The 24,469-nt window shown below is 70.8% G+C and carries 26 protein-coding genes; 11 read left to right on the forward strand and 15 right to left on the reverse strand.

Going from position 1 to position 24,469, the window contains the following annotated elements:
• Window positions 1-9: 9 nt before the first annotated feature.
• Together SHK19_RS17620 and SHK19_RS17625 are read right to left on the reverse strand one after the other, a co-directional pair.
• Window positions 10-1,038 carry a GNAT family N-acetyltransferase gene (locus SHK19_RS17620; RefSeq protein ID WP_322937023.1) on the reverse strand — a complete coding sequence of 343 codons (1,029 nt, stop codon included), beginning with the start codon at window positions 1,036-1,038 and terminating at the stop codon, window positions 10-12.
• Window positions 1,035-2,735 carry an ABC-F family ATP-binding cassette domain-containing protein gene (locus tag SHK19_RS17625; RefSeq protein WP_322937024.1) on the reverse strand — a complete coding sequence of 567 codons (1,701 nt, stop codon included), beginning with the start codon at window positions 2,733-2,735 and terminating at the stop codon, window positions 1,035-1,037. The genes SHK19_RS17620 and SHK19_RS17625 overlap by 4 nt, the downstream gene beginning before the upstream one ends.
• A gap of 392 nt (window positions 2,736-3,127) precedes the next feature.
• On the opposite strand from SHK19_RS17625, the gene SHK19_RS17630 reads away from it, so the two are divergent.
• Window positions 3,128-4,516, forward strand: coding sequence for an HNH endonuclease signature motif containing protein (locus tag SHK19_RS17630; RefSeq protein WP_322937025.1), 1,389 nt, complete (start codon window positions 3,128-3,130; stop codon window positions 4,514-4,516).
• On the opposite strand, the gene SHK19_RS17635 is transcribed toward SHK19_RS17630, so the two are convergent.
• The 3 genes from SHK19_RS17635 to SHK19_RS17645 are packed head-to-tail and all read right to left on the reverse strand — an operon-like array spanning window position 4,513 to window position 6,627.
• On the reverse strand, window positions 4,513-5,379 hold the full coding sequence (locus tag SHK19_RS17635; RefSeq protein ID WP_322937026.1) for a hypothetical protein: 867 nt from the start codon (window positions 5,377-5,379) through the stop codon (window positions 4,513-4,515). The genes SHK19_RS17630 and SHK19_RS17635 overlap by 4 nt on opposite strands.
• Window positions 5,372-5,899 (reverse strand): SigE family RNA polymerase sigma factor, encoded by a 528-nt coding sequence (locus tag SHK19_RS17640; protein WP_322456262.1) that lies wholly within the window; start codon window positions 5,897-5,899, stop codon window positions 5,372-5,374. The genes SHK19_RS17635 and SHK19_RS17640 overlap by 8 nt, the downstream gene beginning before the upstream one ends.
• 56 nt (window positions 5,900-5,955) lie before the next feature.
• Window positions 5,956-6,627, reverse strand: coding sequence for an SIMPL domain-containing protein (locus SHK19_RS17645; RefSeq protein WP_322456261.1), 672 nt, complete (start codon window positions 6,625-6,627; stop codon window positions 5,956-5,958).
• Window positions 6,628-6,674: 47 nt separating this feature from the next.
• On the opposite strand from SHK19_RS17645, the gene SHK19_RS17650 reads away from it, so the two are divergent.
• Window positions 6,675-7,343 (forward strand): maleylpyruvate isomerase family mycothiol-dependent enzyme, encoded by a 669-nt coding sequence (locus SHK19_RS17650; protein WP_322937027.1) that lies wholly within the window; start codon window positions 6,675-6,677, stop codon window positions 7,341-7,343.
• Window positions 7,344-7,346: 3 nt separating this feature from the next.
• Here the strand turns inward: SHK19_RS17650 and SHK19_RS17655 are convergent, their stop codons facing one another.
• The 3 genes from SHK19_RS17655 to SHK19_RS17665 are packed head-to-tail and all read right to left on the reverse strand — an operon-like array spanning window position 7,347 to window position 9,126.
• Window positions 7,347-7,949 carry a class I SAM-dependent methyltransferase gene (locus SHK19_RS17655; RefSeq protein ID WP_322937028.1) on the reverse strand — a complete coding sequence of 201 codons (603 nt, stop codon included), beginning with the start codon at window positions 7,947-7,949 and terminating at the stop codon, window positions 7,347-7,349.
• Window positions 7,946-8,758, reverse strand: a complete 813-nt coding sequence (gene truA, locus SHK19_RS17660) for a tRNA pseudouridine(38-40) synthase TruA (protein WP_322456258.1) — start codon at window positions 8,756-8,758, stop codon at window positions 7,946-7,948. The genes SHK19_RS17655 and truA overlap by 4 nt, the downstream gene beginning before the upstream one ends.
• Window positions 8,758-9,126 (reverse strand): MmcQ/YjbR family DNA-binding protein, encoded by a 369-nt coding sequence (locus SHK19_RS17665; RefSeq protein ID WP_322456257.1) that lies wholly within the window; start codon window positions 9,124-9,126, stop codon window positions 8,758-8,760. The genes truA and SHK19_RS17665 overlap by 1 nt, the downstream gene beginning before the upstream one ends.
• 90 nt (window positions 9,127-9,216) lie before the next feature.
• Between SHK19_RS17665 and SHK19_RS17670 the strand changes: the two genes are divergently transcribed.
• Window positions 9,217-10,890 carry an NAD(P)/FAD-dependent oxidoreductase gene (locus tag SHK19_RS17670; protein ID WP_322456256.1) on the forward strand — a complete coding sequence of 558 codons (1,674 nt, stop codon included), beginning with the start codon at window positions 9,217-9,219 and terminating at the stop codon, window positions 10,888-10,890.
• Window positions 10,891-11,011: 121 nt separating this feature from the next.
• On the opposite strand, the gene SHK19_RS17675 is transcribed toward SHK19_RS17670, so the two are convergent.
• The gene (locus SHK19_RS17675; protein ID WP_322456255.1) at window positions 11,012-11,914 is read right to left on the reverse strand and encodes a proprotein convertase P-domain-containing protein; all 903 of its coding nucleotides are present in this window, start codon (window positions 11,912-11,914) and stop codon (window positions 11,012-11,014) included.
• Window positions 11,915-12,007: 93 nt separating this feature from the next.
• On the opposite strand from SHK19_RS17675, the gene xseA reads away from it, so the two are divergent.
• Together xseA and SHK19_RS17685 are read left to right on the forward strand one after the other, a co-directional pair.
• Window positions 12,008-13,243 carry an exodeoxyribonuclease VII large subunit gene (gene xseA / locus SHK19_RS17680; RefSeq protein WP_322937029.1) on the forward strand — a complete coding sequence of 412 codons (1,236 nt, stop codon included), beginning with the start codon at window positions 12,008-12,010 and terminating at the stop codon, window positions 13,241-13,243.
• Window positions 13,233-13,442: an exodeoxyribonuclease VII small subunit gene (locus SHK19_RS17685; RefSeq protein WP_322937030.1), complete on the forward strand. Its 210-nt coding sequence runs from the start codon at window positions 13,233-13,235 to the stop codon at window positions 13,440-13,442. Before xseA ends, SHK19_RS17685 begins: the two co-directional genes overlap by 11 nt.
• A gap of 9 nt (window positions 13,443-13,451) precedes the next feature.
• Here SHK19_RS17685 and SHK19_RS17690 read toward each other — a convergent pair whose 3' ends face one another.
• A complete protein-coding gene (locus SHK19_RS17690; RefSeq protein ID WP_322456252.1) occupies window positions 13,452-14,018 on the reverse strand; it encodes a DUF4245 family protein in 567 nt (188 codons plus the stop codon).
• Window positions 14,019-14,139: 121 nt separating this feature from the next.
• Here SHK19_RS17690 and SHK19_RS17695 point away from each other — a divergent pair, with 121 nt between their 5' ends.
• From SHK19_RS17695 to glpX, 5 genes are read left to right on the forward strand one after another with little or no spacing between them, the layout of a single operon-like run.
• On the forward strand, window positions 14,140-14,535 hold the full coding sequence (locus SHK19_RS17695) for a TOBE domain-containing protein (RefSeq protein WP_322456251.1): 396 nt from the start codon (window positions 14,140-14,142) through the stop codon (window positions 14,533-14,535).
• Window positions 14,532-15,269 (forward strand): molybdate ABC transporter substrate-binding protein, encoded by a 738-nt coding sequence (gene modA / locus SHK19_RS17700; RefSeq protein WP_322937031.1) that lies wholly within the window; start codon window positions 14,532-14,534, stop codon window positions 15,267-15,269. Before SHK19_RS17695 ends, modA begins: the two co-directional genes overlap by 4 nt.
• Window positions 15,266-16,060, forward strand: coding sequence for an ABC transporter permease (locus tag SHK19_RS17705; protein WP_322456249.1), 795 nt, complete (start codon window positions 15,266-15,268; stop codon window positions 16,058-16,060). The genes modA and SHK19_RS17705 overlap by 4 nt, the downstream gene beginning before the upstream one ends.
• Window positions 16,057-17,025, forward strand: coding sequence for an ABC transporter ATP-binding protein (locus SHK19_RS17710; protein WP_322456248.1), 969 nt, complete (start codon window positions 16,057-16,059; stop codon window positions 17,023-17,025). Before SHK19_RS17705 ends, SHK19_RS17710 begins: the two co-directional genes overlap by 4 nt.
• A 60-nt stretch (window positions 17,026-17,085) precedes the next feature.
• The gene (gene glpX / locus SHK19_RS17715; protein ID WP_322937032.1) at window positions 17,086-18,096 is read left to right on the forward strand and encodes a class II fructose-bisphosphatase; all 1,011 of its coding nucleotides are present in this window, start codon (window positions 17,086-17,088) and stop codon (window positions 18,094-18,096) included.
• Between the two features lie 145 nt (window positions 18,097-18,241).
• On the opposite strand, the gene SHK19_RS17720 is transcribed toward glpX, so the two are convergent.
• Window positions 18,242-19,078, reverse strand: coding sequence for an esterase/lipase family protein (locus tag SHK19_RS17720; RefSeq protein WP_322456246.1), 837 nt, complete (start codon window positions 19,076-19,078; stop codon window positions 18,242-18,244).
• Window positions 19,079-19,137: 59 nt separating this feature from the next.
• On the opposite strand from SHK19_RS17720, the gene SHK19_RS17725 reads away from it, so the two are divergent.
• Window positions 19,138-20,064 carry an alpha/beta fold hydrolase gene (locus SHK19_RS17725; RefSeq protein ID WP_322937033.1) on the forward strand — a complete coding sequence of 309 codons (927 nt, stop codon included), beginning with the start codon at window positions 19,138-19,140 and terminating at the stop codon, window positions 20,062-20,064.
• Between the two features lie 28 nt (window positions 20,065-20,092).
• Here the strand turns inward: SHK19_RS17725 and SHK19_RS17730 are convergent, their stop codons facing one another.
• Genes SHK19_RS17730 through SHK19_RS17745 form a run of 4 tightly spaced genes read right to left on the reverse strand, consistent with a single transcriptional unit; the run spans window position 20,093 to window position 24,422 of the window.
• Window positions 20,093-21,169, reverse strand: coding sequence for an ABC transporter ATP-binding protein (locus SHK19_RS17730; RefSeq protein WP_322456244.1), 1,077 nt, complete (start codon window positions 21,167-21,169; stop codon window positions 20,093-20,095).
• 14 nt (window positions 21,170-21,183) lie between these two features.
• Window positions 21,184-22,098, reverse strand: a complete 915-nt coding sequence (locus SHK19_RS17735; RefSeq protein ID WP_322456243.1) for a carbohydrate ABC transporter permease — start codon at window positions 22,096-22,098, stop codon at window positions 21,184-21,186.
• Complete coding sequence (locus tag SHK19_RS17740) at window positions 22,095-23,078, reverse strand: carbohydrate ABC transporter permease (protein WP_322456242.1); 984 nt, start codon at window positions 23,076-23,078, stop codon at window positions 22,095-22,097. The genes SHK19_RS17735 and SHK19_RS17740 overlap by 4 nt, the downstream gene beginning before the upstream one ends.
• 33 nt (window positions 23,079-23,111) lie before the next feature.
• Entirely contained in the window at window positions 23,112-24,422 is a 1,311-nt protein-coding gene (locus tag SHK19_RS17745; protein WP_322456241.1) for an ABC transporter substrate-binding protein, read from the reverse strand.
• Between the last annotated feature and the right edge of the window lie 47 nt (window positions 24,423-24,469).

The following is a 24,469-nucleotide window of genomic DNA, read 5'->3' on the forward strand; positions in this document are numbered from 1 at the left end:
CCTTTCGCGCTAGGAGATCTTCTTCTGGAGCTCGGCGGCGCGAGCGGTGGGGACGAAGCCCATCCGATGGTTGATGGCGATCATGTGGTCGTTGACCTCGGCGTTCCACGTGACCAGCCGGCGACCGTCGTACCGACCGGTTGCCTGGAGCGCCCGCAGGTTGGCGATCTTGACCGCGAGCCCGAGCCGGTGACCGCGGTGGGCGCGACTGGCGAGGGTGCCCCACTGGTAGACGTGGGTGGTGTCGTGCGACGGCGCCATCAGGTCCGTGTAGGCCGCCACCGTGCCGTCGGAGGCGAGCGCGACCGTGGTGAACGTGGTGCGCCCCTGCTTCGCGGAGATCGCCTCGTGGATCCGGTGCGCTTCGATGTCGACGGCCTCGTCCTCGTAGTCGAGGTCGCCGGTCGGCGCCTCGGTGATCAGCTTCGAGGCGACCTCGAGGTAGCTGAGCAGGAGCTCGTCGTCGGGAAAGGGACCCTCCCACGTGCGCAGCTCGTAGCCGGACGAACGTTCGGCGGCCTCTGCCTCGAGCTCCGCGAGGACCGCGTCGTCGACCGGGAGGGTGACCTCACGCTGGACGTCGCCGAGGCCGAAGGCGTAGCCGTGCACCTTGCCGAACTCGACACCGGAGGTGCCCGTGCCGTCGGCAGGACCGTCGTACTTCCACGCGGTCATCGCGTCGAACCGGGTGCGACCGTGCTCCTTCGCGATGGCCTCGCTGAAGTGCAGCATTTCGGAGCCGTAGCCACGGCGCCGGTGGTCGGGCAGCACGCTGACCTCGACGTCCGCGGCCGACAGGTTGTCGAGCTGCGGGAGCCGCACCTGGGCGGCCGCCACGACGACGCCGTCGACCGACCCGTTGATGCGGAACTCCTTGACGTGCTTCCGGGGCTCGCGGGCGACGACCTGGATCTCGGGGAAGGTCCAGAAAGTGGTGGCGTCGCCCCGCTCGAACTCGTCGGCGACGTTCAGGACGTTCAACCACGCAGCCAGAGCCTCGTCGTCGAACGGGTCGATCACCTCGATCTGCAGGCTCATCTGACTCGCGCCACCCTTCCCTCGTCCCACACGGGATCGTCTGACTCGTAGACACCACCATCGGCTCCGAACACCAGGAACCTGTCGAAGCCGCGAGCAAACCACCGATCGTGGGTCACTGCGAGCACCGTGCCGTCGAACGCGGCGAGTCCGTCCTCCAGCGCCTCGGCCGACGCGACGTCGAGGTTGTCGGTCGGCTCGTCGAGGAGGAGCAGGGTGGCGCCGGACAGCTCCAGCATCAGGATCTGGAACCTCGCCTGCTGACCGCCGCTGAGCGACTCGAACCGCTGCTCCGCGGCGATGCTGAGCTCGTAGCGGTCGAGCACCCGGCTCGCCTGCTCGCGGCCCATGCCCTGACGACCGTTCGGAGTGCCGTCGCCGCGGTGCAGGACTTCCAGGAGGGTCCGTCCGACCAGCTCGGGGTGCTCGTGGGTCTGCACGAACCATCCGGGCCGCACCCTGGCACCCAGCTTGGCGACACCCGCGTGCCGCACCGGTCGTACGACGACCTCACCGACGGGGCGGTGCTCGACATCGGGATCGCTCCCGCCCGCTGCGAGCAGGCGCAGGAAGTGGGATTTGCCCGACCCGTTCGAGCCGAGGACCGCCACCCGCTCGCCGTACCAGACCTCGAGGTCGAACGGCTTCATCAGGTCGATCAGCTCGAGGGACTCGCAGATCACCGCTCGCTTGCCGGTGCGGCCTCCGGAGAGCCGCATGCTGACCTGCTGCTCGCGCGGCTGCTCGGTCGGCGGGCCCGCCTCCTCGAACTTCCGCAGTCGCGTCTGGGCGGCCTGGTAGCGGCTCGCCATGTCGGAGTTGTACGCCGCCTTCTGCTTGTACATCAGCATCTGTGCCCGCAGCTTGGCGTGCTCCTCGTCCCAGCGCTTGCGCAGCTCCTCGAAGCGGAGGAACCGGTCGCGCCGGGCGTCGTGGTACGACGCGAAGCCGCCCGGGTGCGTCCACACCAGGTTGCCGCCCCCGCCCGCCCCGAGCTCGACCGTCACGACCCGGGTGGCGGTGTTGGCGAGCAGCTCGCGGTCGTGACTGATGAACAGGATCGTCTTGTCCGAGGACGAGATCCGCTCCTCGAGCCAGACCTTGCCGGGAACGTCGAGGAAGTTGTCGGGCTCGTCGAGGAGCAGCACCTCGTCCGGACCGGCGAGGAGGTACTCCAGCACGATCCGCTTCTGCTCACCGCCGGACAGGGTGCTCAGCTCGCGGTACTTCGCGCGGTCGTAGGGGACCGACAGCGCCTTGACCGTGCAGACGTCCCAGGTGACCTCGAGCTCGTAGCCCCCGGCGTCGGCGTACTCGGCGAGCGCCTCGGCGTAGGCCAGCTGGGTCGCCTCGCTGTCGTCGTCCATCAGGGCGAGCTCGGTCTTGTCGACCTGACGGACCGCCTTCTGGATGCGCGGCGGAGCCAGGGAGAGCAGCAGGTCGGCCACGGTCGGGCTGTCCGCGAGGTCCCGGTCGACCATCTGGCGCATGATCCCCAGTCCGCCGGACCGGACCACCGCGCCGGCGGGGGGGGTGAGTTCGCCGGTGATGATCCGCAGCAGCGTCGTCTTCCCGGCCCCGTTGGCACCGACCAGCGCGACCTTGGCGCCGTCCCCGACTCGGAACGACACGTCGTCGAGCAGCACCCGACCGTCGGGAAGCTCGTACCTGATGCCGCTGACCTCTACGTGACCCACGAGGATTGATTGTCCGTCAGGGCGGGTCCTCGTGCGATGGGTTTTCCCGGGCTCGGCCCACCTGCCGTTGGTCGAGGAGGTCGCGCAGCGACCGTCTCGAGACCTCTGTCAGCCGCTCACGCGCCGCGGTGGTTGCGACCGAAAGGGCTTTGGACGGAGGAAGGGAGTAGGTGGTTGTCCACCGCTGCCGGCTAGCGGTCGCAAGCGAAAGCCAACGTCTGGAGCTCGAGCCGCTGGTTGAGGTGCGGGCCGCTGACTGAGGTGCGACGACCCGCACGCGACGTCCGCAGGGCTGCTGCAGGTGGGAGGAGCCTCGAATCCAAGGGCAGACCAGCGATGAAAGTTGACGCTTTCCTGTTCCATTTCGAACACCTGTTCGGTAGACTGGACCTATGACCACCCCCACGGCGCTCACGGCGACCGCCGCCGCGCTCGAGGGTGCAGCCGGGCTGCGCGGCGCCGACTGGGACGACCTCGACGGCCCAGACGTCCTGGAGGCCGCCGTCCGGCTCGGGCGGTTGAAGGCGCTGGTGGACGGTGCGCTGGTCGCGGTGGCCGAGCGGCTCGAAGATACGGGTGCCGCGGATGCGGTGGGGTGGGCGTCGGCCAAGGACTTCCTCACCCAGGTGACGGGTGGCCGCAAAGGTGCCGGCGGTGGACTGGTCCGGGTCGCCCAACGCACGGCAGAGCTTCCTGCGGTCCGCGCAGCGCTCGCGGCCGGGGAGATCTCGCTGGCCCAGGCCGGGGTGATCAGCAATCGGGTTGCCGCATTGCCGCGGGATCCGGAGCTCCGCGAGACCGTCGCGAGAGCGTTGCTCGGGCTGGTGGAGGAGCACCACTACGACGCGACCGACCTCGACCGCTGCGTGACGGGCGTGGTGAAGGAGCTCGACGTCGATGGGCTGCTCGTGGGCACAGACCTGTCCAAGGACCACCAGGAGCGCGGCGCCCACGGTGCCCGGTACCTCTCCTTCAGCCCAGACACGCTCGGCGGGGTCCGGATCAAGGGATACGCCACCCTCGAGGAAGCCGAGCTGGTCAAGACCTGCTTGATGCCGCTCGCCGCACCGGTGGTCACCGAGCCCGGTGCCTGCGGTGGGGACCCGGCCACCTTCGGCCATCGCGACGAGCAGGGCCGGCGGATCGGACGCGGGTGTCCCCAACCCGGCTGCAGCCACACCGGCCGCGACCCTCGCGACCACGGCGTGCGGATGTGGGACGCGCTGGTCGAGGCGTGCCGACGCCTCCAGGCCACCGATCACCTGCCCCATGCACACGGCACGACCGCGCGGATCACCGTCACCATGGGGCTGGACGACCTCACCTCCAGTTTGGATGCGGAGGGACTGCTGCCCTCCGGCGACACCTTGTCCGCCGCCACCGTCCGCCGACTCGCGTGCGATGCCGAGATCATCCCCGCCGTCCTCGGCACCGAAGGCCAGGTTCTCGACGTCGCCCGCGCCAGCCGCCTGGTCACGATCGGGATCTGGAACGCGCTCGTCCTGCGCGACCGACACTGCGCCTTCCCCGGCTGCACCCGGCTTCCGATCGCCTGCGACGCCCACCACATCCAGCACTGGGCCGACGCCGGATCCACCAGCCTCGAAAACCTGGTCCTACTGTGTCGAAGGCACCACACCCTGATCCACCGCACACCCTGGCGGGTCGACATCGACCCCGGCACCCGCAGACCCGTCTGGATCCCGCCCCCGCCCGTCGACGACAGCGGCCGCTTCAGCTACAGCCCGGCACGACCGAAGCCGCCACCTCTCGTCGCCTAGATCCCCGGGACGCAGCCGATGCCGGTGTTGCCGGGATCAGGCTCGACCGAAGCCATCACCAGGTCTCCGACCGCAGCCGTCGGCGCAGACACCGAGATCCAGCGACCGCCTCGGTACTCGACGACGATGTACGCGTCGGCTCCAGCCCGGGTGCGGTCAGCGGTGTCGGGTGGGTCGTCCCGATCCCCCGCCAGTGCACACACGGCGTAGCCCCCCAGGTCCGCGTCGGGCCCGAGTCCCCAGAACGCAGGTGCGTCGTACCGGAGGCCGGCGCCTTCGACCGTCTCCCACCCGGACCCGTCGATCACCGGCTGCCCGGACGCCCGCGCCGAGGCGAGGATCCGGCGGGTCAGGTCGCGGTCCTCGGTCGAGGACGACACCGCCAGGTCGCCGGCATAGACGTAGCCCCAACGCGCGGTGCCGTCGTCGTTGCCCGTGATGACGCCCGGGCGCTCGGCGGGGTCGAACGTCGCGCTGCCGTAGAACGCGACATACTCACCGAACCCGCACGCGTCGTCCTCGGACGGTCCGTAGATGTCGCTCGAGAACCCGTCGAAGTCGCAGCGGAACTCGCGCCAGTCCCCCGGGATCTCCACGCGTACGTCGTCCTGGCTGATCGTCTGCCATGGTTGCGCGGGCGGCGTCGGGTCGCTCGCCGTCTTGTCATCGCCGGCACCGCCACCGGCGAGGACAGCGACGGGAGCGAGGATCACCAGTGCCGCGACAACGCCCCCCGCCGCGATCCGCCGGCGCCGGCGTACGACGTGGCGGCGCCGGGCCGCCTCCGCCAGGCCGGACCCGTGCGGGGCGTCGTCCGCCTCAGCCGTCAGAACGGCAGACAGCCGCTCGTCGAAGTCACTCATCACGTTCACCCATCTGTGCACGGAGGACGGCGATCCCGCGCGACACCCGGGAGCGCACGGTGCCCTCACGGACGCCGGTCAGCGCGGCGATCTCGTCGTACTCCAGCTGCTCGTAGTAGCGGAGGACCACTGCCGTGCGCTGATCCACCGGCAGCTCCTGACAGGCCGCCCACAACCGCGCACGCTCGTCGACCGGCATGCCCTCGCCCGGGCCGTCGACCACCTCACCGGTCCGTACCTCGGCGGTGGGCGACTCCCGGCGGCGGAACTTCCGCCACCAGGAGGTGTGCGCGTTGATGACCATCCGCCGGACGTAGGCGTCCACGTCCTCGACCCGGGAGATCCGCTCCCAGCGCGGGAGTGCCCGCGACAACGCGTCCTGAACGACGTCCTCGGCGTCCGCGGCATTGCCGGTCAGCACGTAGGCGAGCCGCAGCAGGGCCGGGCCGCGTGCCGCGACCCAGTCGTCGAACGCGGCCGGGACCGCCCGGGAGCCGACCTCGCCCAACGTTGCCTCCATGACCCTCCAACGCTGGCCGACGCCATCTCGTTGCAACAGCCGGCTTGCGAGCGCGGTCAGCCGGCGACGAACCGCCCGTCGACGACGGCCGCGACCTCGATGTCGTCGGGCGCCAGCGCCAGCTCGGCTGCGCCGTCCTTCGCGGCCTCCCCGCGCATGAATGCGGTCTCGGCGCCGCCCGCCATCGGGTGCAACCCGTTGCCGAGCATGCCGGCGTCGGCGAGAGCGACGGGGTGCACCGGACCGAGCTCGAGCGCGTCGGCGTACTCCTGGGCCCGCTCGGCCGCATCCTGGACGGCGCGGGCGCGCACGTCGCGGGCCAGCTGGTGCCGGGCCCGCTCGGTGAGCGCCCAGTCGACGCCGGCGATGCTGAAGCCCGCGGTGCGCTCCACGTGGCTGCCGACCCAGCGGGCGAGGACGGCGAAGTCGCGGAACTTCACCTGGACGCCGACGCTCGCGTGGTGGACCAGCGGCAGCTGCTTGCCGTCCTGGTTCCACGGACGGTTCGCCCACGTGCGGACGTGCTGCGTGGACCACCAGGTGACCGGCCCCCGCTCGGGATCGTGGATCTCGACGATCGAGGTCTTCACCGCCTCGAGGTCGTGCACGACCCGGTCGTAGACCGGCTGCATCTGCGGACCCTCGAACCCGAGGGTGGCGCGCACCGTCGCCCGTTCCGGTGGCTGGAACGCCGAGTAGGAGCCGCGGACGGTGATCTCGGTGGTCATGCCCGGACGCTATCGCCTGAGGAAGACCGGCTGGCAGCATCGGACGCATGGATTGGATCGCACTGCTCGCGGACCGCACCTCACGGTTCGCCGACGCAGCCGCCGCCGGCGACCTCGAGGCATCGGTGCCGACCTGCCCGGACTGGACCCTTGCCGACCTGGTGACCCACCTGGGAGAGGTGCACCTGTGGGTCGTCCACGCGGTGGTGCACGGCACCTCGGACGGCGACGCGACGTTCACCGGCGAGCCGGACGGGCTGGTCGCCTGGTACCGCGACGCTGCGCGCCAGCTCGTCGACGTGCTGTCCGCCCACGATGCCGACGCGCCGGCGTGGACGTTCGGGCCGGACCAGGTCGCCGGGTTCTGGCGGCGCCGCCAGGTGCACGAGACCGTCGTCCACGAGTACGACGCGCTGGCCACGGCCGGCCGCGAGAGCGCCTGGTCGATCGATCCCGCCCTGGCCTGGGACGGGGTCGACGAGGCAGCGACGTTCTTCTACCCGCGTCAGGTCCGCCTGCAGCGGATCGCTCCGCTCCAGGGCACCGTGCGTCTCTTCCCCACCGACGTCGATGCCGCGCCGCTCGCGATCGGCGAGGGCGATCCGGTCGCGCAGCTGACCGGCCCGTCGTCAGACCTGCTCCTGGCGCTGTGGAAGCGGGCCCCGGTCGAGGACCCGGTCGCGGCCGGGCTGCTCCGGACCGCCATCACCCCTTAGGGCTCAGGCCGAGCGCCGCGTCTCGAGGACCCGGAAGCCCTTGGCGCTCGCGAGCCGCTCGGTGGGGTACCCCTGCTCGCCGAGCCAGCGCTGGAGCGAGTCGGCGCCGAGGTTCTTGCCGACGACCATCACCGCCCGGCCCTGGGGCTCGAGCCTGGGCAGCCAGGTGAGCAGGAGATCGTGGAGCGCCGCCTTGCCGACGCGGATCGGCGGGTTCGACCAGATCTCGTCGTACGTCTCCGCCGGCGGCACCTCCTCCGGAGTGACCGCCGTGAACCGGTCGAGGACACGCAGCGCCTCGGCGTTCTCGTTCGCGAGCAGCACGGCGCGCCGGTTGACGTCGACCGCGGTGACCCGCGCACCCGGCGCGGCGAGGCAGACGGCCAGCCCGATGACGCCGTACCCGCAGCCGAGGTCGAGGATCCGACCTCCCGCCGGCGGCTCGGTCTCGCGGAAGAGGACCGCCGTGCCGACGTCGAGGCGTCCCTGCGCGAAGACCCCGGAGCCGCTCGTGAGAGCGAGCTCGTGCCCCCACACCTCGGCCCGGACGGGTGCCCGTCGGAACGGCGCTGCCGGGTCGGCGGAGAAGTAGTGGTCCTCGTTCACGGCGTCCCCCGCCGTGCCGCTGTCCGCTCGACGCGGGCCGCCAGCTCGTGGTCCGGCGGGTACGCGACCTCCTCGAGGGTGAGGCCGTGGGCATGGAGCACGGCGACCGCCGGGTCCCGCTGCTCGGCAGTGAGGATCCCGTGCGCCCACTCCGGGGGCCGGCGGCCCTCACCGACGGCGACCAGGCACCCGACCAGGGCCCGCACCATCGAGTGGCAGAACGCGTCCGCCCGCACCCGGCCGACCGCGACGCCGGCCTCGTCACGCGACCAGGAGAGCTCGAGGAGGGTCCGGATCGTGGTGGCGCCGGGCCGCTGCTTGCAGAACGACGCGAAGTCGTGGAGGCCGACCAGCGGCGCAGCCGCGGCGTTCATGGCGCCGAGGTCGAGCGGGCGTGGCCAGGCGAGGACGTGCTGCCGGTGCAGCGGGTCGACGGCCTCGGCGGAGTCGGCGATGCGGTAGGCGTAGCGCCGCCACAGTGCGGCGAACCGGGCATCGAACCCGTCCGGCGCGACGCCGATCCGGTGCACCCGGACGTCCGGCGGCAGGACGCCGTTGACCCGCCGCGCGAGCGGTTGGAGATCGCCGTCGTCGAGGTCGTCGGCGACGTCCACGTGCGCCACCTGGCCGCGCGCGTGGACGCCCGCGTCGGTGCGTCCGGCGCAGACCACCTGGAGCTGGTCTGCCGGCGTGCGGAGCACGGTCGCCAGTGCCGTCGTCAGCTCATCCTGCACCGTGCGCAGCGCGGGCTGTGCGGCCCAGCCGTGGAAGTCGGTGCCGTCGTAGGCGAGGTCGATCCGGAGCCGCACTACGCCTGGTCCCAGTCCTCGGGCCGCAGCTTCTTGGGCAGACCCTCGACGACCATCCGGTAGGACTCGTCGACCGCCTCGAGCAGCTCATCGTCGGGGATGGCGCCGCCGAAGGCGAGGTCGTTCCAGCCGGACCTTCCGATGTACGGCATCACACTCGCGTCGTCGGGGAAGCGGGCGATCCACTCGTCAGCGACCTCACGGGTGCGGCCGGACTTCACCCCGACGCCACCACCACCGAGGAAGGCGAAGATCTTGCCGCGTTCGCCGGGCCCGACCTTGATCACCGGGTGCTCGTGCTCCCACGGGTTGTCCGGCCAGGCGCCCGGCTTGGCCAGGCAGTAGACCTGCATCTGCTCGACGTCCACGACGTCGAGCCTAGAGGTGTCCAGGGCCGCTCCCTGCCCACCGCAGCCCATCGCAGCCCATCGCAGCCAGGCCCGCGCCATACTTCACGCGTGCCGCAGCACCCCGCGATCATCCTGGTCTCCGAGAACCGCGCCGACTTCCTCCGCGACGAGTTCGGCCGCTACGCCCGCGACTACGAGCTGTTCACCGCGACCACTGCCGCCGAAGCAGAAGCCCTCGCCCGGCGCCTGGTCGACGAGCAGCAGCAGGTCGCCCTGTTCGTGACCGAGGCACGGCTGCCCGACGCCCCGGTACTGGCGGCGCTGCACGGGTTGCGGGAGGTCGTGCCCACCGCGCGCCGGATGGTCGCCGCGCACTGGGAGGACTTCCTCGAGGACGCCGAAGCCCTTCGCCCCGGCCTGGTCACCGGCAAGTACGACGCCTTCCTGCTGATGCCGCGGGGCCAGCGCGACGAGGAGTTCCACACCGCCGTGTGCGAGCTCCTGTCGGACTGGGGCTCGACCGTCGCCGCGCCGGAGGTGACCACGGCCGAGGTGGTCGCCGAGCCCGGCGACGCGCTCGCGGTCGCGGTCCGCGAGTTCTTCTCCCGGATGGGCATGCCGAGCGCCACGCACGCGCCGGACTCCCCCGCGGGCCAGGCCGTCGCCGCCGAATGGCGGTCGACGACCGGGACGGAGCCGACGTACCCACTCGTGCGCAGCATCCGCGGCGGCGTCATCGCCCCGACCAGCGTGCGCGACGTGGCCGCGGTGATCTACGGCAGGCCGGACTCGATCGACCCCGAGGGCGCCAACACGATCGTCGACCTCTGCATCGTCGGCGCCGGGCCGGCCGGGCTCGCCGCCGCGGTCTACGGCGCCTCCGAGGGGCTGACCACGGTCGCGGTCGAGGCCGAGGCCGTCGGCGGGCAGGCCGGCACCAGCTCGATGATCCGCAACTACCTGGGCTTCCCGCGGGGCGTCTCCGGGATGCGCCTCGCCCAACGCGCCCGCAACCAGGCGATCCGGTTCGGGACCCGATTCTTCACCGGCTGGGAGGTCGAGGGGCTCACGCCCGGCGCCGACGGCGCTCCGCACGTCCTCCACACCGAGGGCGGCGACCTGCACGCGAAGGCCGTGGTGCTCGCGACCGGTGTCACCTACCGCAAGCTCGGTGTCGAGCAGATCGAGGAGCTGACCGGCCGCGGCGTCCACTACGGAAGCGCGATGTCGGTGGCCCGCGAGATGGAGGGCGTCGACGTCGTGGTCGTCGGGGGCGGCAACTCCGCCGGCCAGGCCGCGCTGCACCTGGCCCGGTTCGCCCGGACGGTGACGATCGTGGTGCGCCGCGAGGGGCTCGAGTCGACGATGTCGTCGTACCTCATCAAGGAGATCAGCTTCCACCACCGGATCTCCGTGCGCCCGTTCACCGAGGTGGTCGACGGCGGCGGCGCTGCCCGGCTCGAGTGGCTGACCCTGTGCGACCGGCGCGACGGCAGCCAGGACACGGTGCCGGCCGGCGGGCTGTTCCTCCTGCTCGGCGCCGAGCCGCACAGCGGCTGGCTGCCGGACGCGATCGCCCGCGACGAGCGCGGCTTCATCCTCACCGGGCGGGACGTGCCGACCGAGAGCTGGTCTGACGGCGTGCCGCCGGACAGCCTGGCGACGACGGTGCCCGGCATCTTCGCCGTCGGGGACATCCGTTCGGGCTCGATGAAGCGGGTCGCCGCCGCGAGCGGTGAGGGGTCGTCCGTCGTACCCCTCGTGCACGCCTACCTCGCCTGACCTGCGCGGTCAGTGGTGCTCGGCCGCCGCGCAACCGCGAGGCAAGGCCGCCGACGCGATCCCGGGGTCGACTCGGGGGCAGTTCCAGGGTGATCCCCAGCGGCCGGAGATCAGCCGGAGATCAGACCGTCAGGTTCGCCGACTGCGCCCGCGAGCACTCGGCGACGCCCTCTTCGACCACCTCGGGAGCGACGGCGTAGTAGCGACCGCCCACGTTGGCCTTGGGGATCGCATAGGTGCCCGTCGAGGTGGTGAAGCCCCGCCCCACCAGGGCATCGTTGCCGGATCGGACCTTGTAGATCCGGACCGGCTGGCCCTCGTGGCAGCGGGGGGCCGCCGAACAGGTCAGCTTGCCGCGGAACTCCTTCGGCGTGTTCCGGTAGACGATCGTCACCGTCCGGCCGCGGACGGGGCAGCCGTGCGGCTGCACGCCCTTGTGGTCGGTGCAGAGGTCGTTGGGATCCTTGATGCGGTCGCGGTCGAAGTCGTCGCACCACTCGGTCCTGAGGACCAGCGTCCAGTTATGGAGGGTCCCCGTGTCACCGCTGGACGAATCGGTGACGTTCAGCGTCCAGGACCCGGCCGGGTTGAGACCGTCGAAGGCGTTGAGGCTCTGCTCGGGACGGAAGCGGCCCGTGAAAGGCGCGGCTCCGTTACTGACGTGGCTGGGTGCGCCGTCGTCGAACCGGGTTCCCGTGAGGTTGTCGCCGTCACCGCCGCGGTGGCTGATCAGCCGGACGGTGTGCCCGCCGTACGACAGGGTGACGACGAGGTCGTCGACGAACGAGTGCGTGATGTTGACCTCCACGTCAAGGTCCACCAGCGGGTCGTTGGCCGTGATGCCCGACAGGTCCGCGATCGAGGTCGTGGTCGAGTCGTCGGCAATCGGGAAGTTCGTGAGCGTGGTCGCCCGGAGCCCGCACGCGATGTCGGCGCCGGCCGGGGGCGCGACCGCCGCTTGCAAGGCGACGCCCATCGCACTGGTCAGCGTCAGGGTCGCCAGTACGGCGAGGATCCGCTTCATGCTGTGGGACGTTAACTCCTCCGACGGCCCACGTCGTCCCTCGAACGGCGTACTTCTGCGGCTCTGTCGGCCGGATCAAATAGGGTCAGGTGCGTGGCCCTGGAGACCTCCCTCGAGAAACCGGCTCCGGTCCGGACGATCGCCAACGCGATCACGGGCTGGATCGACCGGCTCGGCGTGGTGTGGGTGGAGGGTCAGGTCGCGCAGGTGAGCCGCCGGCCGGGCGTCAACACGGTGTTCATGACGCTGCGCGACTCGGTCGCGGACATCTCGGTGCCGGTGACCTGCTCGCGGGTGCTCTTCGACGGGCTTGAGCCTCCCCTGGTGGAGGGTGCGAGCGTCGTGATCCAGGCGAAGCCGTCCTACTACGCCAACCGCGGGACGTTCTCGCTCTATGCCCGCGACATCCGGATGGTCGGGCTCGGCGAGCTGCTCGCCCGGCTGGAGCAGCGTCGTCAGCTGCTGGCGGCCGAAGGGCTTTTCGCGCTCGAGCGCAAGCGCCGGCTGCCGTTCCTGCCCGGTCGGGTCGGGCTGATCACCGCTCCGCGCTCGGCGGCCGAGAAGGACGTGGTCGAGAACGCGACCCGTCGCTGGCCGGGCGTGGAGTTCGAGACCGTCTATGCCGCGATGCAGGGGACGCGGTCGGCGCTCGAGGTGATCGAGGCGTTGGAGCGGCTCGACGGCCGGGCAGACGTCGACGTCATCGTGATCGCCCGCGGCGGCGGCTCGGTCGAGGACCTGCTGCCGTTCTCCGACGAGGGCCTGGTCCGAGCCGTCGCGAAGGCCGGCACACCGGTGGTGTCCGCGATCGGCCACGAGCCCGATACCCCGCTGCTCGACCTGGTCGCCGACGTTCGGGCGTCGACGCCGACCGACGCGGCGAAGCTGACCGTCCCCGACGTCGCGACCGAGACCACCGGTGTCGCCCACGCCCGTGACCGGCTGCGGCGCGCCGTCCGGACCCAGCTCGCCCGCGAGGAGGCGGGGCTCCACGCGCTGCGCTCCCGGCCGGCGCTCGCCGACCCGCGCACCCTGCTCGACGTCCGCGCCGACGAGCTCGTCGGCCTCTGCGACCGGATCCGCCGCACGCTCGGCCATCGGCTCGACCGGGCCGCCGACGACATCGCCCACCAGCGCGCGCGGGCCCGCGCGCTCTCTCCCCTGGCGACGCTGCAGCGCGGCTACGCCGTGCTCCAGGACGACGCCGGCCACGTCGTCACCTCGGCCGCCGGGGTGGATGCGGGGGCGGCGATGAGCGTCCGCGTCGCCGACGGCAGGATCCATGTGACTACCACTCACGCAGAGCTCGAGGAGACCCATGGCGAGTGAGCCGGACGAGCGTCCGTCCTACGAAGAGGCCCGCGAGGAGCTGGTCGACGTCGTCCGCCGTCTCGAGGCCGGCGGCACCTCCCTCGAGGAGTCGCTGGCGCTGTGGGAGCGCGGCGAGAAGCTGGCGACCATCTGCCAGGAGTGGCTCGACGGCGCGCGGGCCCGGCTGGACGCGGTGATCGGCGAAGACGACGACTGACGCCTCGGGTCAGCGGGCGTCGACCGGCTCGGTCGTGAGCCGGCCGATCAGGTCCTGCAGCTCCTCGGGAGAGGCGGAGCCGTAGACCAGCACGGTCTGGCCCCCGACGTCGGCGGCGTACGCCGTGTCGCCGCCCTCGTCCTCGTAGCCCTGCCACGCCTCGGCGACCGAGCCGTCCGCCGAGTAGATGTCGATCGACGTCGCGTCCTCGTCGACGTGCTCCCGGACCAGGTCGGCCGACGCCGCCGACTCCTGGTGGACGGCGACGAACCTCTCGTCGTCGGTGAGCATCCGGAGCTCGAAGGCCGGTGCCTCGCCGGCCGTGATGTCGTAGCCGGTGGCGGTCCAGCCGTCCGGCAGTGAGGACGGGTAGACCGGCTCGAGGTCGGAGTCCTGTGCCTCCGCGACGATGCCGAGATAGTCGACCTCCTCGGTCCCGACCTCCAGGTCGGACCGGAACAGCCCGAGCACCCACAGCAGGCCACCCACCACGACGACCGTGATCAACAGTGCGGCGACCAGCCCGCCGGCCGATCGCTGGTACTTGCCCGGGCGGCCCACGCTCGACGTACTCATAGCGGTCTCATCCTCCCAGCCGGGCTCGCGGGCATCGGCGTCGGGCCATCCACCACCTCACCCGGTCCGCACTTGCGGAGGATTGGTGGCAATTGGTCCGCATCTGCGGAATGATCCCAGCATGGGTGACTACAGGATCGCGGAGGCCGCGGAGGTGCTCGGCGTCAGCGACGACACGGTACGACGCTGGGTCGACGCCGGTCGGTTGCCCAGCACGACGCGCAGCGGGCGGACGGTGATCCCGGGCGCCGACCTTGCCGGCTTCGCGGCGTCCCTCGTCGACGACACCGAACGTCAGCGCACCCGCGCCGGCTCGGTCAGCGCCCGCAACCGGATGACCGGCATCGTCACCCGGGTCGTCAAGGACACCGTCATGGCCCAGATCGAGATGGTCTGCGGCCACTACCGGGTGGTGTCGCTGATGAGCGCGGAGGCGGCGACCGAGCTCGGGCTCGAGCCCGGCGTCCGCGCGATCGCCTCGGTGAAGTCCACCAACGTCGTCGTGGAGCGGCCGTGAGCCGCCGAGCGGCGGCGGCCGTCGCCGGGCTCGTCATCAGCACGCTGACGGCGTGCGGAGGAGACGACGCCGACACCCTTCAGGTGCTCGCAGCCTCCTCGTTGACGGACGTCTTCACCCGGCTCGCGGAGGCGTTCGAGGAGGACCACGAGGACGTCGAGGTCGAGCTCTCCTTCGGGTCCAGCACCGACCTCGCCGAGCAGGCTGCCGACGGCGCACCGGGCGCGGTCCTCGCCACTGCCGACGAGACGACGATGGCGATCGCCAGCGATGCCGACGCGGCCAACCCTCCGACCGCGTTCGCCGGCAACGTGCTGGTCCTGGTCACGCGGCCGGGGAACCCGGCCGGGGTCGCGTCGCTCTCTGACCTCGAGGAGGTGACCTGGGTGCGATGCGCCGACGAGGTCCCGTGCGGACGTTCGGCCGTCGAGCTGCTGAGCTCCGCGGGCGTGGATGTCCGACCCGACAGCCTGGAGGAGGACGCACGGACCACCCTCGACAAGGTCGTCGCCGGGGAGGCGGACGCGGCGCTCGTCTATCGCACCGACGCTCTCGCGGTCGACGATGCGGTGGAGACGATCCCGGTGCCCGAAGCCTCCTCGGTGCCGTCGTCGTACTACGTCGCGACCCTCCGACAGGCACCCGACGGGGATCTCGCCGAGGCGTTCGTCGAGCTCGTGCTGGGCGAGACAGGGGTCCAGGTGCTCCGCGAGGCGGGGTTCACCACCCCATGAGCCGCGACCCGCTCGGCCGCGCGCCCTGGATCCTGGTCGTCCCGGCGGCGGTGGCGGCCGGCGTACTGCTGCTGCCGTTGCTCGCCATGGTCGCCGCCACCGACCCCCGCGGGCTGGCCGACGCACTGTCCTCGGAGGCTGCGCGCGACGCGCTCTGGCTGTCGGTCTCGACGTCGACGGCTGCGATGCTGGTCTCCCTCGTGATCGGACTGCCGCTCGCCTGGTTGCTGGCGAGGGTCGACTTCCCGGGTCGCCGACTGGTGCGCGCCCTGGTGATCGTGCCGATGGTGCTGCCGCCGGTGGTCGCCGGGATCGCGCTGCGGTCGGCGTTCGGCAGGTCCGGGCTGCTCGGCGAGCCGATCCTCGACGCGACCGGCTTCGCGTTCCCCTACACGGCCTGGGGCGTCGTCCTGGCCCACGTCTTCGTGGCGCTGCCCTTCCTCGTCATCAGCACCGAGGGCGCGCTGCGCTCGACCGGGAGCGGGTACGACGGCGCCGCGGCCACCCTGGGCGCGGGGCGTTGGACGACGTTCCGGAGGGTGACCGTCCCGCTCGCCCTTCCCGGCATCGCCGCAGCCATGGTCCTGGCGTGGGCCCGGTCGCTCGGCGAGTTCGGCGCGACCATCACGTTCAACGGCAACTACCCGGGCACCACGCAGACAATGCCGACCCTCATCTACGTCGCACGCCAGTCCGACGCCGACGCCGCGCTGGCGCTGAGCCTGATCATGCTGCTGGTGTCGGTCGGCGTCCTCGTGGCGCTGCGTGACCGCTGGCTGGTCACGGCGTGACCCTCGTAGCGAGGCTCCTGGTCGCCGGACGGCTCGACGTCGACATCAGCGCGGAGCCGGGTGACGTGGTCGCTCTGGTCGGGCCGAACGGCGCCGGCAAGAGCACCTTCGTCCACGCACTGGCCGGGCTCCAGCGCGCCGAGGGCAGCGCGGTCCTCGACGGGCGCGACCTGCTCGCCCTCGCACCCCAAGACCGATCGGTCGGCGTGGTCTTCCAGGACCAGCGGCTCTTCCCGCACCTGTCGGCTCTCGACAACGTGGCCTTCGGGCTCCGCTCGCGGGGCAGCACGAAGGCGTCGGCGCGCGCGGCAGCGCGCAACTGGCTCGACCGGCTCGGCGTCGGGGAGCTGGCGGGGCGGAAGCCGGCCCAGCTCTCGGGCGGGCAGGCGCAACGGGTCGCGATCGCCCGGGCGCTCGTGACCGAGCCCGATCTGCTCCTGCTCGACGAGCCGTTCACGGGTCTCGACGTAGGCGTGGCGGCGACCCTGCGGATCGAGCTCGGCCGCCACCTCGCCGACTTCCGGGGAGTCACCGTGCTGGTCACCCACGACGCCCTCGACGCGCTGACCCTCGCCACCTCGGTCGCCGTCCTCGACGCCGGACGGATCGCGCAGCACGGCACCCCCACCGACGTGGCTGCCCGCCCGCGCACCGAGCACGTCGCGCGCCTGGTCGGGCTCAACGTGATCCGGGAGGCCGACCGGCTGCGCGCGTTCTCGCCCGCGGCCGTCACCGTCTCCCTCCAGGCGCCCACCGACTCGACCCGCAACCGCTGGTCAGGTGTGGTGCGCGGAGCAGCCCCGCACGGCGACGCCATCCGCCTCCAGGTGAGCGGCGACCACGACCTGATCGCCGACGTCACACCGGCGGCGTCGCGCGAGCTCGCCCTCGTCCCCGGCCAGCAGGTGTGGCTGTCGGTGAAGGAGACGGCCGTGACGACGTACGACGCGCACCCCTCCAGGTGACTCATCCGCCCCTCATCCGGGTACCTCGTCGGCGTGTCCGCTGACGATAGGGTTCGCCCCATGGAGAGATTCGCCGTTTCCCCGCCGGCCCCTGACCGCAACCTCGCGCTCGAGCTGGTGCGGGTGACGGAGGCCGCCGCGATGGCCGCCGGCCGATGGGTCGGGCGCGGCGACAAGAACGGCGCCGACGGCGTGGCCGTCAACGCGATGCGGGTGATGATCTCCACGATCGGCATGAACGGCGTGGTCGTGATCGGCGAGGGCGAGAAGGACGACGCCCCGATGCTCTACAACGGCGAGCAGGTCGGCGACGGCTCGGGTCCCGAGTGCGACGTCGCGGTCGACCCGATCGACGGCACCACACTGACCGCGAAGGGCATGAGCAACGCGATCGCCGTACTCGCAGTCGCGCCGCGGGGCTCGATGTACGACCCGTCCGCGGTCTTCTACATGGAGAAGCTCGTCACCGGACCGGAGGCAGCCGACGTCGTCGACATCCGCTACCCGGTCGCCGAGAACATCAACCAGATCGCCAAGGCCAAGGGCGCCCAGCCGTCCGACGTGACCGTCGTCCTGCTCGACCGGCCCCGGCACGCGCAGCTGGTGGAGGAGATCCGGGCGACCGGCGCGCGGATCAAGTTCATCATCGACGGCGACGTGGCGGGGGCGATCTCCGCCGCCCGCCCCAACTCCGGCGTCGACCTGCTCCTCGGCGTCGGCGGCACTCCCGAGGGCATCATCACCGCCTGCGCCATCAAGGCGATGGGCGGCACCATCCAGGGCCGGCTCTGGCCGATCGACGACGACGAGCGCCAGCGCGCGGTCGACGCCGGACACAACCTCGACCCCGACCACGTGCTCACCACCGACACCCTGGTCACCGGCGACGACTGCTTCTTCGTCGCCACCGGCATCACCGACGGCGACCTCCTCCGGGGCGTCCGCTACCGGGCCGGCGGGTGCACCACCGAGTCACTCGTGATGCGTTCGCGCAGCGGCACCATCCGCACCATCACCTCCGAGCACCAGCTCCAGAAGCTGCGTCAGTTCAGCAGCATCGACTTCGACTAGTTGAATTGGCCGAGCGTGTCTCCGGTGTCGTCGCCGGAAGTTGGCAGGGCGCTGTCAACTGACGGTCCGCTGCCGGCGACGCCACCTCCCGACACGCTGCCGGCCCGCAGTTGACGCCGTCAGGGGTCGCGGTAGTCGAGCGTCCTCAGGCAGTGACGCCGGCCACCGCTGTCGGCGCGGCGAGTCTGGTCGACTGGCGCACCAGGGCATCACCGACGAGGCGGATGACCCTAGGGTCGACGGCGAGGCCGATGTGCGAGGCGCGGACCTCGACGGCCTCGCCCTCGGGATCGATGCACGCCTTCCAGTCGACGATGCCGTCGCGGCGGGAGTAGATGTTGGTCATGGCCACGTCCGAGGGCAGCGGCTGGCGCACCTCGTGGAAGCTGACCTCGGCGCACGGGCCGGACACGCACTCCTGGGACATGAAGCCCGGCAGTCCGACGGCCGACAGCCGGTTGAGGACGCTGACCCCACCGGTCAGCAGCCGGTGGTGGGCGGCCGGCGCGAGCATCGGGCTGCCCATGGTGACGATGCCGGAGACCAGGTCGGGACGGCGGACGGCGATGCCCCTGGCGATCATGCCGCCGAGGCTGTGGCCCACGATCTGCACGCGGGAGCCGCGCCGCTCGGCGATCCGCTCGAGGTGGGTCTCGACCAGCGCCGCGGCGTCGAGCGTGCAGCCGACGTTGGCGTGGATGTGGGACCGGTAGGTGCGAAACCCGCGGTCGCGCAGCCCGGCAGCCATCTGTCGCAGGGTCCAGTCGCCGGCGAGGAACCCGGGGACGAGCAGCACCGGCTCGGGCGCCCGGACCACGGCGCGGGCGGCGTACGGCGTCCTCCGCCGGGTACGGCGGGACGTGCCCCTGTGCACGGCCAGTCGGCCCGCCTCGGTCACGACGCTGCCTTCGCGGAGCAGCGCAGCGAGCGCCGGACGACCGAAGCCGTCGGGCAGCAGGTACGGCGCAAGCACGCTCGTCATGTACCCGATCCTAGGGTGGTTGAATCCTGAACTGTTGGACATTTGGCAAACTGGTGTTCATGAGCGCGACAGCCGATCAGACCAGCGTCTCGGTCTCCGAGGAGCTGCTCGCCCCGCTCCCGAGCGGGGTCGAGATCTGCTACCAGACCTTCGGTGATCCCGACGCCGATCCCCTGCTGCTGGTGATGGGCCTGGGCGGCCCGATGAACTGGTGGGACACCGGCCTCTGCACGCTGCTGGCCGAGCGGGGGTTCTTCGTCATCCGCTACGACAACCGCGACACCGGCCGCTCCTCGCGCGGCACCGGCCGGGTCAAGCCGTCGATGCTGTTCCGCGCTTTCGTCGGCCGGCGGGTCCGCGCGCCGTACTCCATCGCCGACCTCGCCGACGACGCCTTCGGCCTGCTCGACCACCTCGACATCGCCTCCGCGCACGTGGTGGGCGCGTCGATGGGCGGCATGATCGCGCAGACGATGGCGATCGCCGACCCCGATCGCGTCCGCTCACTCACCAGCATCATGTCGACCACCGGCCGGCGCACGGTCGGTTGGCAGAGCCCGCTCCTGCTGCCGATCCTGGTCGCGCGCCGCGGACCCGACCGGGAGGCCTACGTCGCCGGCGGTCTCAAGGTCTGGCAGATGATCGGCTCCCCCGGCTTCCCGCCCGACCTCGAGGAGCTCGAGCGTCGCGGCCACGAGACCTTCGACCGCGGCGTCAGCCGCAGCGGGGTGATGCGCCAGATGATCGCCGTGCTCACCCAGCGCGACCGCACCGCGCAGCTACGGCGCCTGTGGATGCCGACCCTGGTCATCCACGGGCTGGCGGACAAGATGGTGCACGTCTCGGGCGGCCGCTCCACCGCGATGGCCGTGCCGGGCAGCGAGCTGCTGCTGATCGACGCAATGGGGCACGACTTCCCCAAGCCGCTCTACGACACGATCGCGTCGGCGGTACGACGCACCGCCGACCGCGCCACGGCCGACTGATCCTCTGCGCGGGGGCCGGCGCGCACCGTCAGTTCAGCCGGTCCTCCGTGGCCTGGTCGAACACGTGGATCCGCTCCGGATCGGCGCCGACGTGGATGGTCGACCCCTTGGCGACGTCGCGGCGCGCGAGACCACGCACGACCAGATGCCCCGGGGTGCCCTGCACGTCGGTGGTGCCGTAGATGTAGGCGTCGGCGCCGAGCTCCTCGACGAGGGTGACCTCGATCGGGATGCCGTTGGTGTCCGACACGATCTCGAAGTGCTCGGGGCGGACGCCGACGACCACGCCGTCCGTCGCCTTCTCCAGGATGTCCCGTGCCACCGGAAGGTTGTAGCTGCCGATCCGCAGTCCGCCGTCGGTCATGTCCCCTTCCAGGAAGTTCATCGCGGGCGAGCCGATGAACCCGGCCACGAACCGGTTGGCCGGCCGGTCGTAGAGCGCCAGCGGGGTATCGACCTGCTGCAGCTCGCCGAAGTTCATGACCGCGACCCGGTCGCCCATCGTCATCGCCTCGATCTGGTCGTGGGTGACGTAGACGGTGGTGATGCCCAGGTCGGCCTGCAGCTTGGCGATGTCGGTGCGCGTCGCCACCCGCATCTTGGCGTCGAGGTTGGACAGCGGCTCGTCCATCAGGAACACCTGTGGCTGCCGGACGATGGCCCGGCCCATCGCGACCCGCTGCCGCTGGCCACCGGAGAGGGCCTTGGGCTTGCGGTCGAGGTAGTCGGTGAGCCCGAGGATGCCAGCGGCCTCCCGGACCCGCGTCTTGCGCTCCTCCGTAGGGACCTTCGCCATCTTGAGCGCGAACGCCATGTTGTCGGCCACCGTCATGTGGGGATAGAGCGCGTAGTTCTGGAAGACCATCGCGATGTCGCGGTCCTTCGGCGGCATCTTGGTGACGTCGCGGTCCCCGATGAAGACCCTGCCGGAGTTCACCTCCTCCAGGCCCGCGAGCATCCGCAGCGTCGTCGACTTGCCGCAGCCGGACGGACCGACCAGCACCATGAACTCGCCGTCCTCGATCTCGAGGTCGATACCGGGTACGGCGGGCGTGTCGGCCCCTGGGTACCAGCGCTGTGCCTTCTCGAACTTCACCGTTGCCATTGAGAAATTCCCTCCTAGCCCTTCACCGAACCGGCGGTCAGCCCGCGCACGAAGTACCGCTGCAGCGCGAAGAACACGGCCAGCGGCAGCACCATCGAGATGAAGGCGCCCGCCGTCAGCAGGTGCCACTCCTGGCCGAGGTCACCGATCAGGTCGCGCAGGGTGATGGTGACCACCTCGTTCTCACCCGCCCCGAGGAAGATGAGCGCGACGAGCAGGTCGTTCCACACCCAGAGGAACTGGAAGATCGCGTAGGCCGCGAGGGCCGGCACCGACATCGGCACCACGAGCGACCAGAACGTCCGGAAATGACTGGCACCGTCGACGGCCGCCGACTCGATGATCTCGACCGGCAGCGAGGCCATGTAGTTGCGCAGGATGTAGATGGCGAGCGGCATGCCGAAGCCGGTGTGCGCCAACCACACGGCCAGGAACGTGCCGTTGATCTCGTACTGGCTGAACAGACGCAGCAACGGCACGAAGGCGACCTGCAGCGGCACCACGAGCAGGCCCACCACCAGGATGAACAGCAGGTCCCTGCCCGGGAACCGCATGAAGGTGAAGGCGTACGCCGCGAACGCCGCGATCATGATCGGGATGATCGTGGCCGGCACCGTCACCACGATGCTGTTGAGGAACGCGCTGCCCATCCCCTGGTCGAAGATGACCGAGTCGTAGCTGTCCAGCGTCCACTGCGAGAACTCAAGCGGCGAGGCGAACACGGTCCACCAGCCGTCCTCCTTGACGTCCTCCTCGCTCCGGAACGAGGACACGAGGAGCCCGATCGTGGGGATCAGCCAGAGCAGGCAGAGCAGGAGGACAGTGACTCTGACTGCCACGCTGCCGAGGGTGAACCGCTGCGCTGGAGGGGGCTTCTGATCGTCTCCACCCATCGGGTCGACGTCGACGGTCGGTGCTGCCTGGGTCATCGTCCAGCCTCCTGCATCCGGAACCGGCGGACCTGGTAGATCATCACCGGAATCACCGCGATCATCAGGACCACGACCACCGCGGCGGCGCGGCCGTCGTCGCCGAACTCGATCATCTCCTCGACGAAGATGTTGGCCACGACGTCGGTGTCGGCGTTGCCACCGGTCATGACGTAGACGATGTCGAAGACCTTCATCACCAGGATCAGCACCGTGGTGAACACGACGATCACGGTCGGCCAGATCTGCGGCACCACGACCCGGAAGAAGATCTGCAGCTCGTTCGCGCCGTCGATGCGGGCCGCCTCGAGCGTGTCGTCCGGGACGCCCTTGACCGCCGCCGAGAGGAGGACCATGGCGAACCCGGCCTGGAGCCAGATCATGATCACCATCAGCAGGAAGTCGTTGACGTTCCAGGAGTCGAGGCGGAGCCAGGCCACCGGGTCGAAGCCGAGCCCGGTCGTGATCGCCGACAGGAGGCCGATCTGCTCGTCACCCTCGGCGAACCGGGTGTCGTAGATGAACCGCCAGATGGTGCTCGCTCCCACGAAGCTGATCGCCATCGGCATGAAGATCACCGACTTGGCGATCTTCTCGTTGCCGGGTCTCAACCGGTCGGCGAGGACCGCGATCAACAGACCGACCAGGACGCTGGCCGCAGGGACCACAAGGATCCACAGCAGGTTGTTCACGAGCGCCGCACGGAAGTTTTCGTCGTCCCACAGGGCCGTGTAGTTCTCGAAGCCCACCCACTTCTGGCTGTTCTTGTCGGCGAAGCTGAAGATCACCGTCTGAACAGCCGGGTAGACGAGGAACAGTCCGACGATCGCGATGGCCGGGCCGATGAAGACGTACGGCTTGATCCGCTCCTCCCACCGGCCCGGCAACCGCTCGACGAGCAAGTTCAGGATCCAGAACAGGGCCAGCATCCCGCCGACGCCGGCAACGATCGCCAGTGCCGCGTTGAGGATCTTGATCATCAGGAGACTCCTACTCCCGCCAACTCTCCTCGACTAGTCCCGCCAACTCTCCTCGATCGCTGTCGCTGCGTCGCCGGCATCCTGCTCGCCGCCGACGAAGGCCACCATCTCGTCCCAGAACGTGCCGGCGCCAACCGCCGCCGGCATCAGGTCGGACCCGTCGAACCGGAAGACGTCCGCCTGCGACACGAGCTCAGCGATCTGCTGGTCGATCTCCGTGGCGTAGTTCGAGGTGTCGAACTCCACCGACGGTGACAGCCAGCCCCCCTCGGCAGCCCACTCGGCACCGAAGTCGGAGGACGCCAGGAACTCCATGACCTCCACCACGTCGCTGTCGTTCACGAGCGCTGCGGCGAGGTCGCCGCCGCCGAGGACGGGCGTCCCCTCGAAGCCGCCCTCGACGTCACCGGGCAGGACGAAGACACCGACGTTGGCAGGCAGGTCGGCCTGCACGTCCTCGGGCATGAACGTCGTGATGAAGTTCGCCTGGCGGTGCATGAAGCAGCCCGGCGGGTCTTCCACCAGCGGGAGGACGGACTCACCGAACGGCGTGTTCAGGGAGCCGTCGGGTCCGCCCCTCACGTTGCCCTCGGTGTGGACGATCTCGCCGAACTGCTCGACCGCCTCGACGACCGCGTCGTCGTCGAACGGGATCTCGTGGCTGGTCCAGTCGTCGTAGACGTCGGGCCCGGCGGTGCGGAGCATGATCTCCTCGACCCAGTCCGTGTAGACCCAGCCGGTGTCGGCACCCGACTCGGCGCCGAGGCACCAGGGAGTCTCCCCGTCGGACCGCATCTGCTCCTGCAGCGCCTCGAGGTCCGCCCAGGTCTCAGGGACCTGGTAGCCCGCCTCCTCGAACTCCGGCACCGGGTACCAGACCAGGCTCTTGGCCGCCATCCGGACGGGGACGGCGTACACCTCGTCGTCCACGGTCACGGAGTCGAGGAACCCCGGGACGATGTGACCCTCGAGGTCATCGGTGTCGATCAGGTCGTTCAACGGCAGCGCGTCGCCGGTGTCGACGAGGTCCGTGACGAGTCCCGGCTGCGGGAAGAGGGCGATGTCGGGCGGGTCGCCACCCGAGACCCTGGTGCGGATCTCGGTGGTGAAGTCGGTGGAGGCGGTGTAGCTGACCTCGATGCCGGTGTCCTCGGTGAAGGCTTCCAGCTCCTTCACCAGGCCGACGGCCTCCTCTTCGGGGATCGCGCCGATGATCTCGACGCTGCCGTCTCCGTCTTCGGTCTCACCGGCGCCTTCGTCGTCCTCGCCTGCGAGGCATCCGGTGAACAGGATCGTGGTGGTGATGCCCGCGAGAGCGATTGCGGACCGACGTCGGCGTGCCATGAGATTGAACTCCTCTCTCGCGACACGCAGGACCCCGTCCTATGACG

This window comes from Nocardioides bizhenqiangii, from assembly GCF_034661235.1.
In the GTDB taxonomy this organism is placed as follows: Bacteria; Actinomycetota; Actinomycetes; order Propionibacteriales; family Nocardioidaceae; genus Nocardioides; species Nocardioides bizhenqiangii.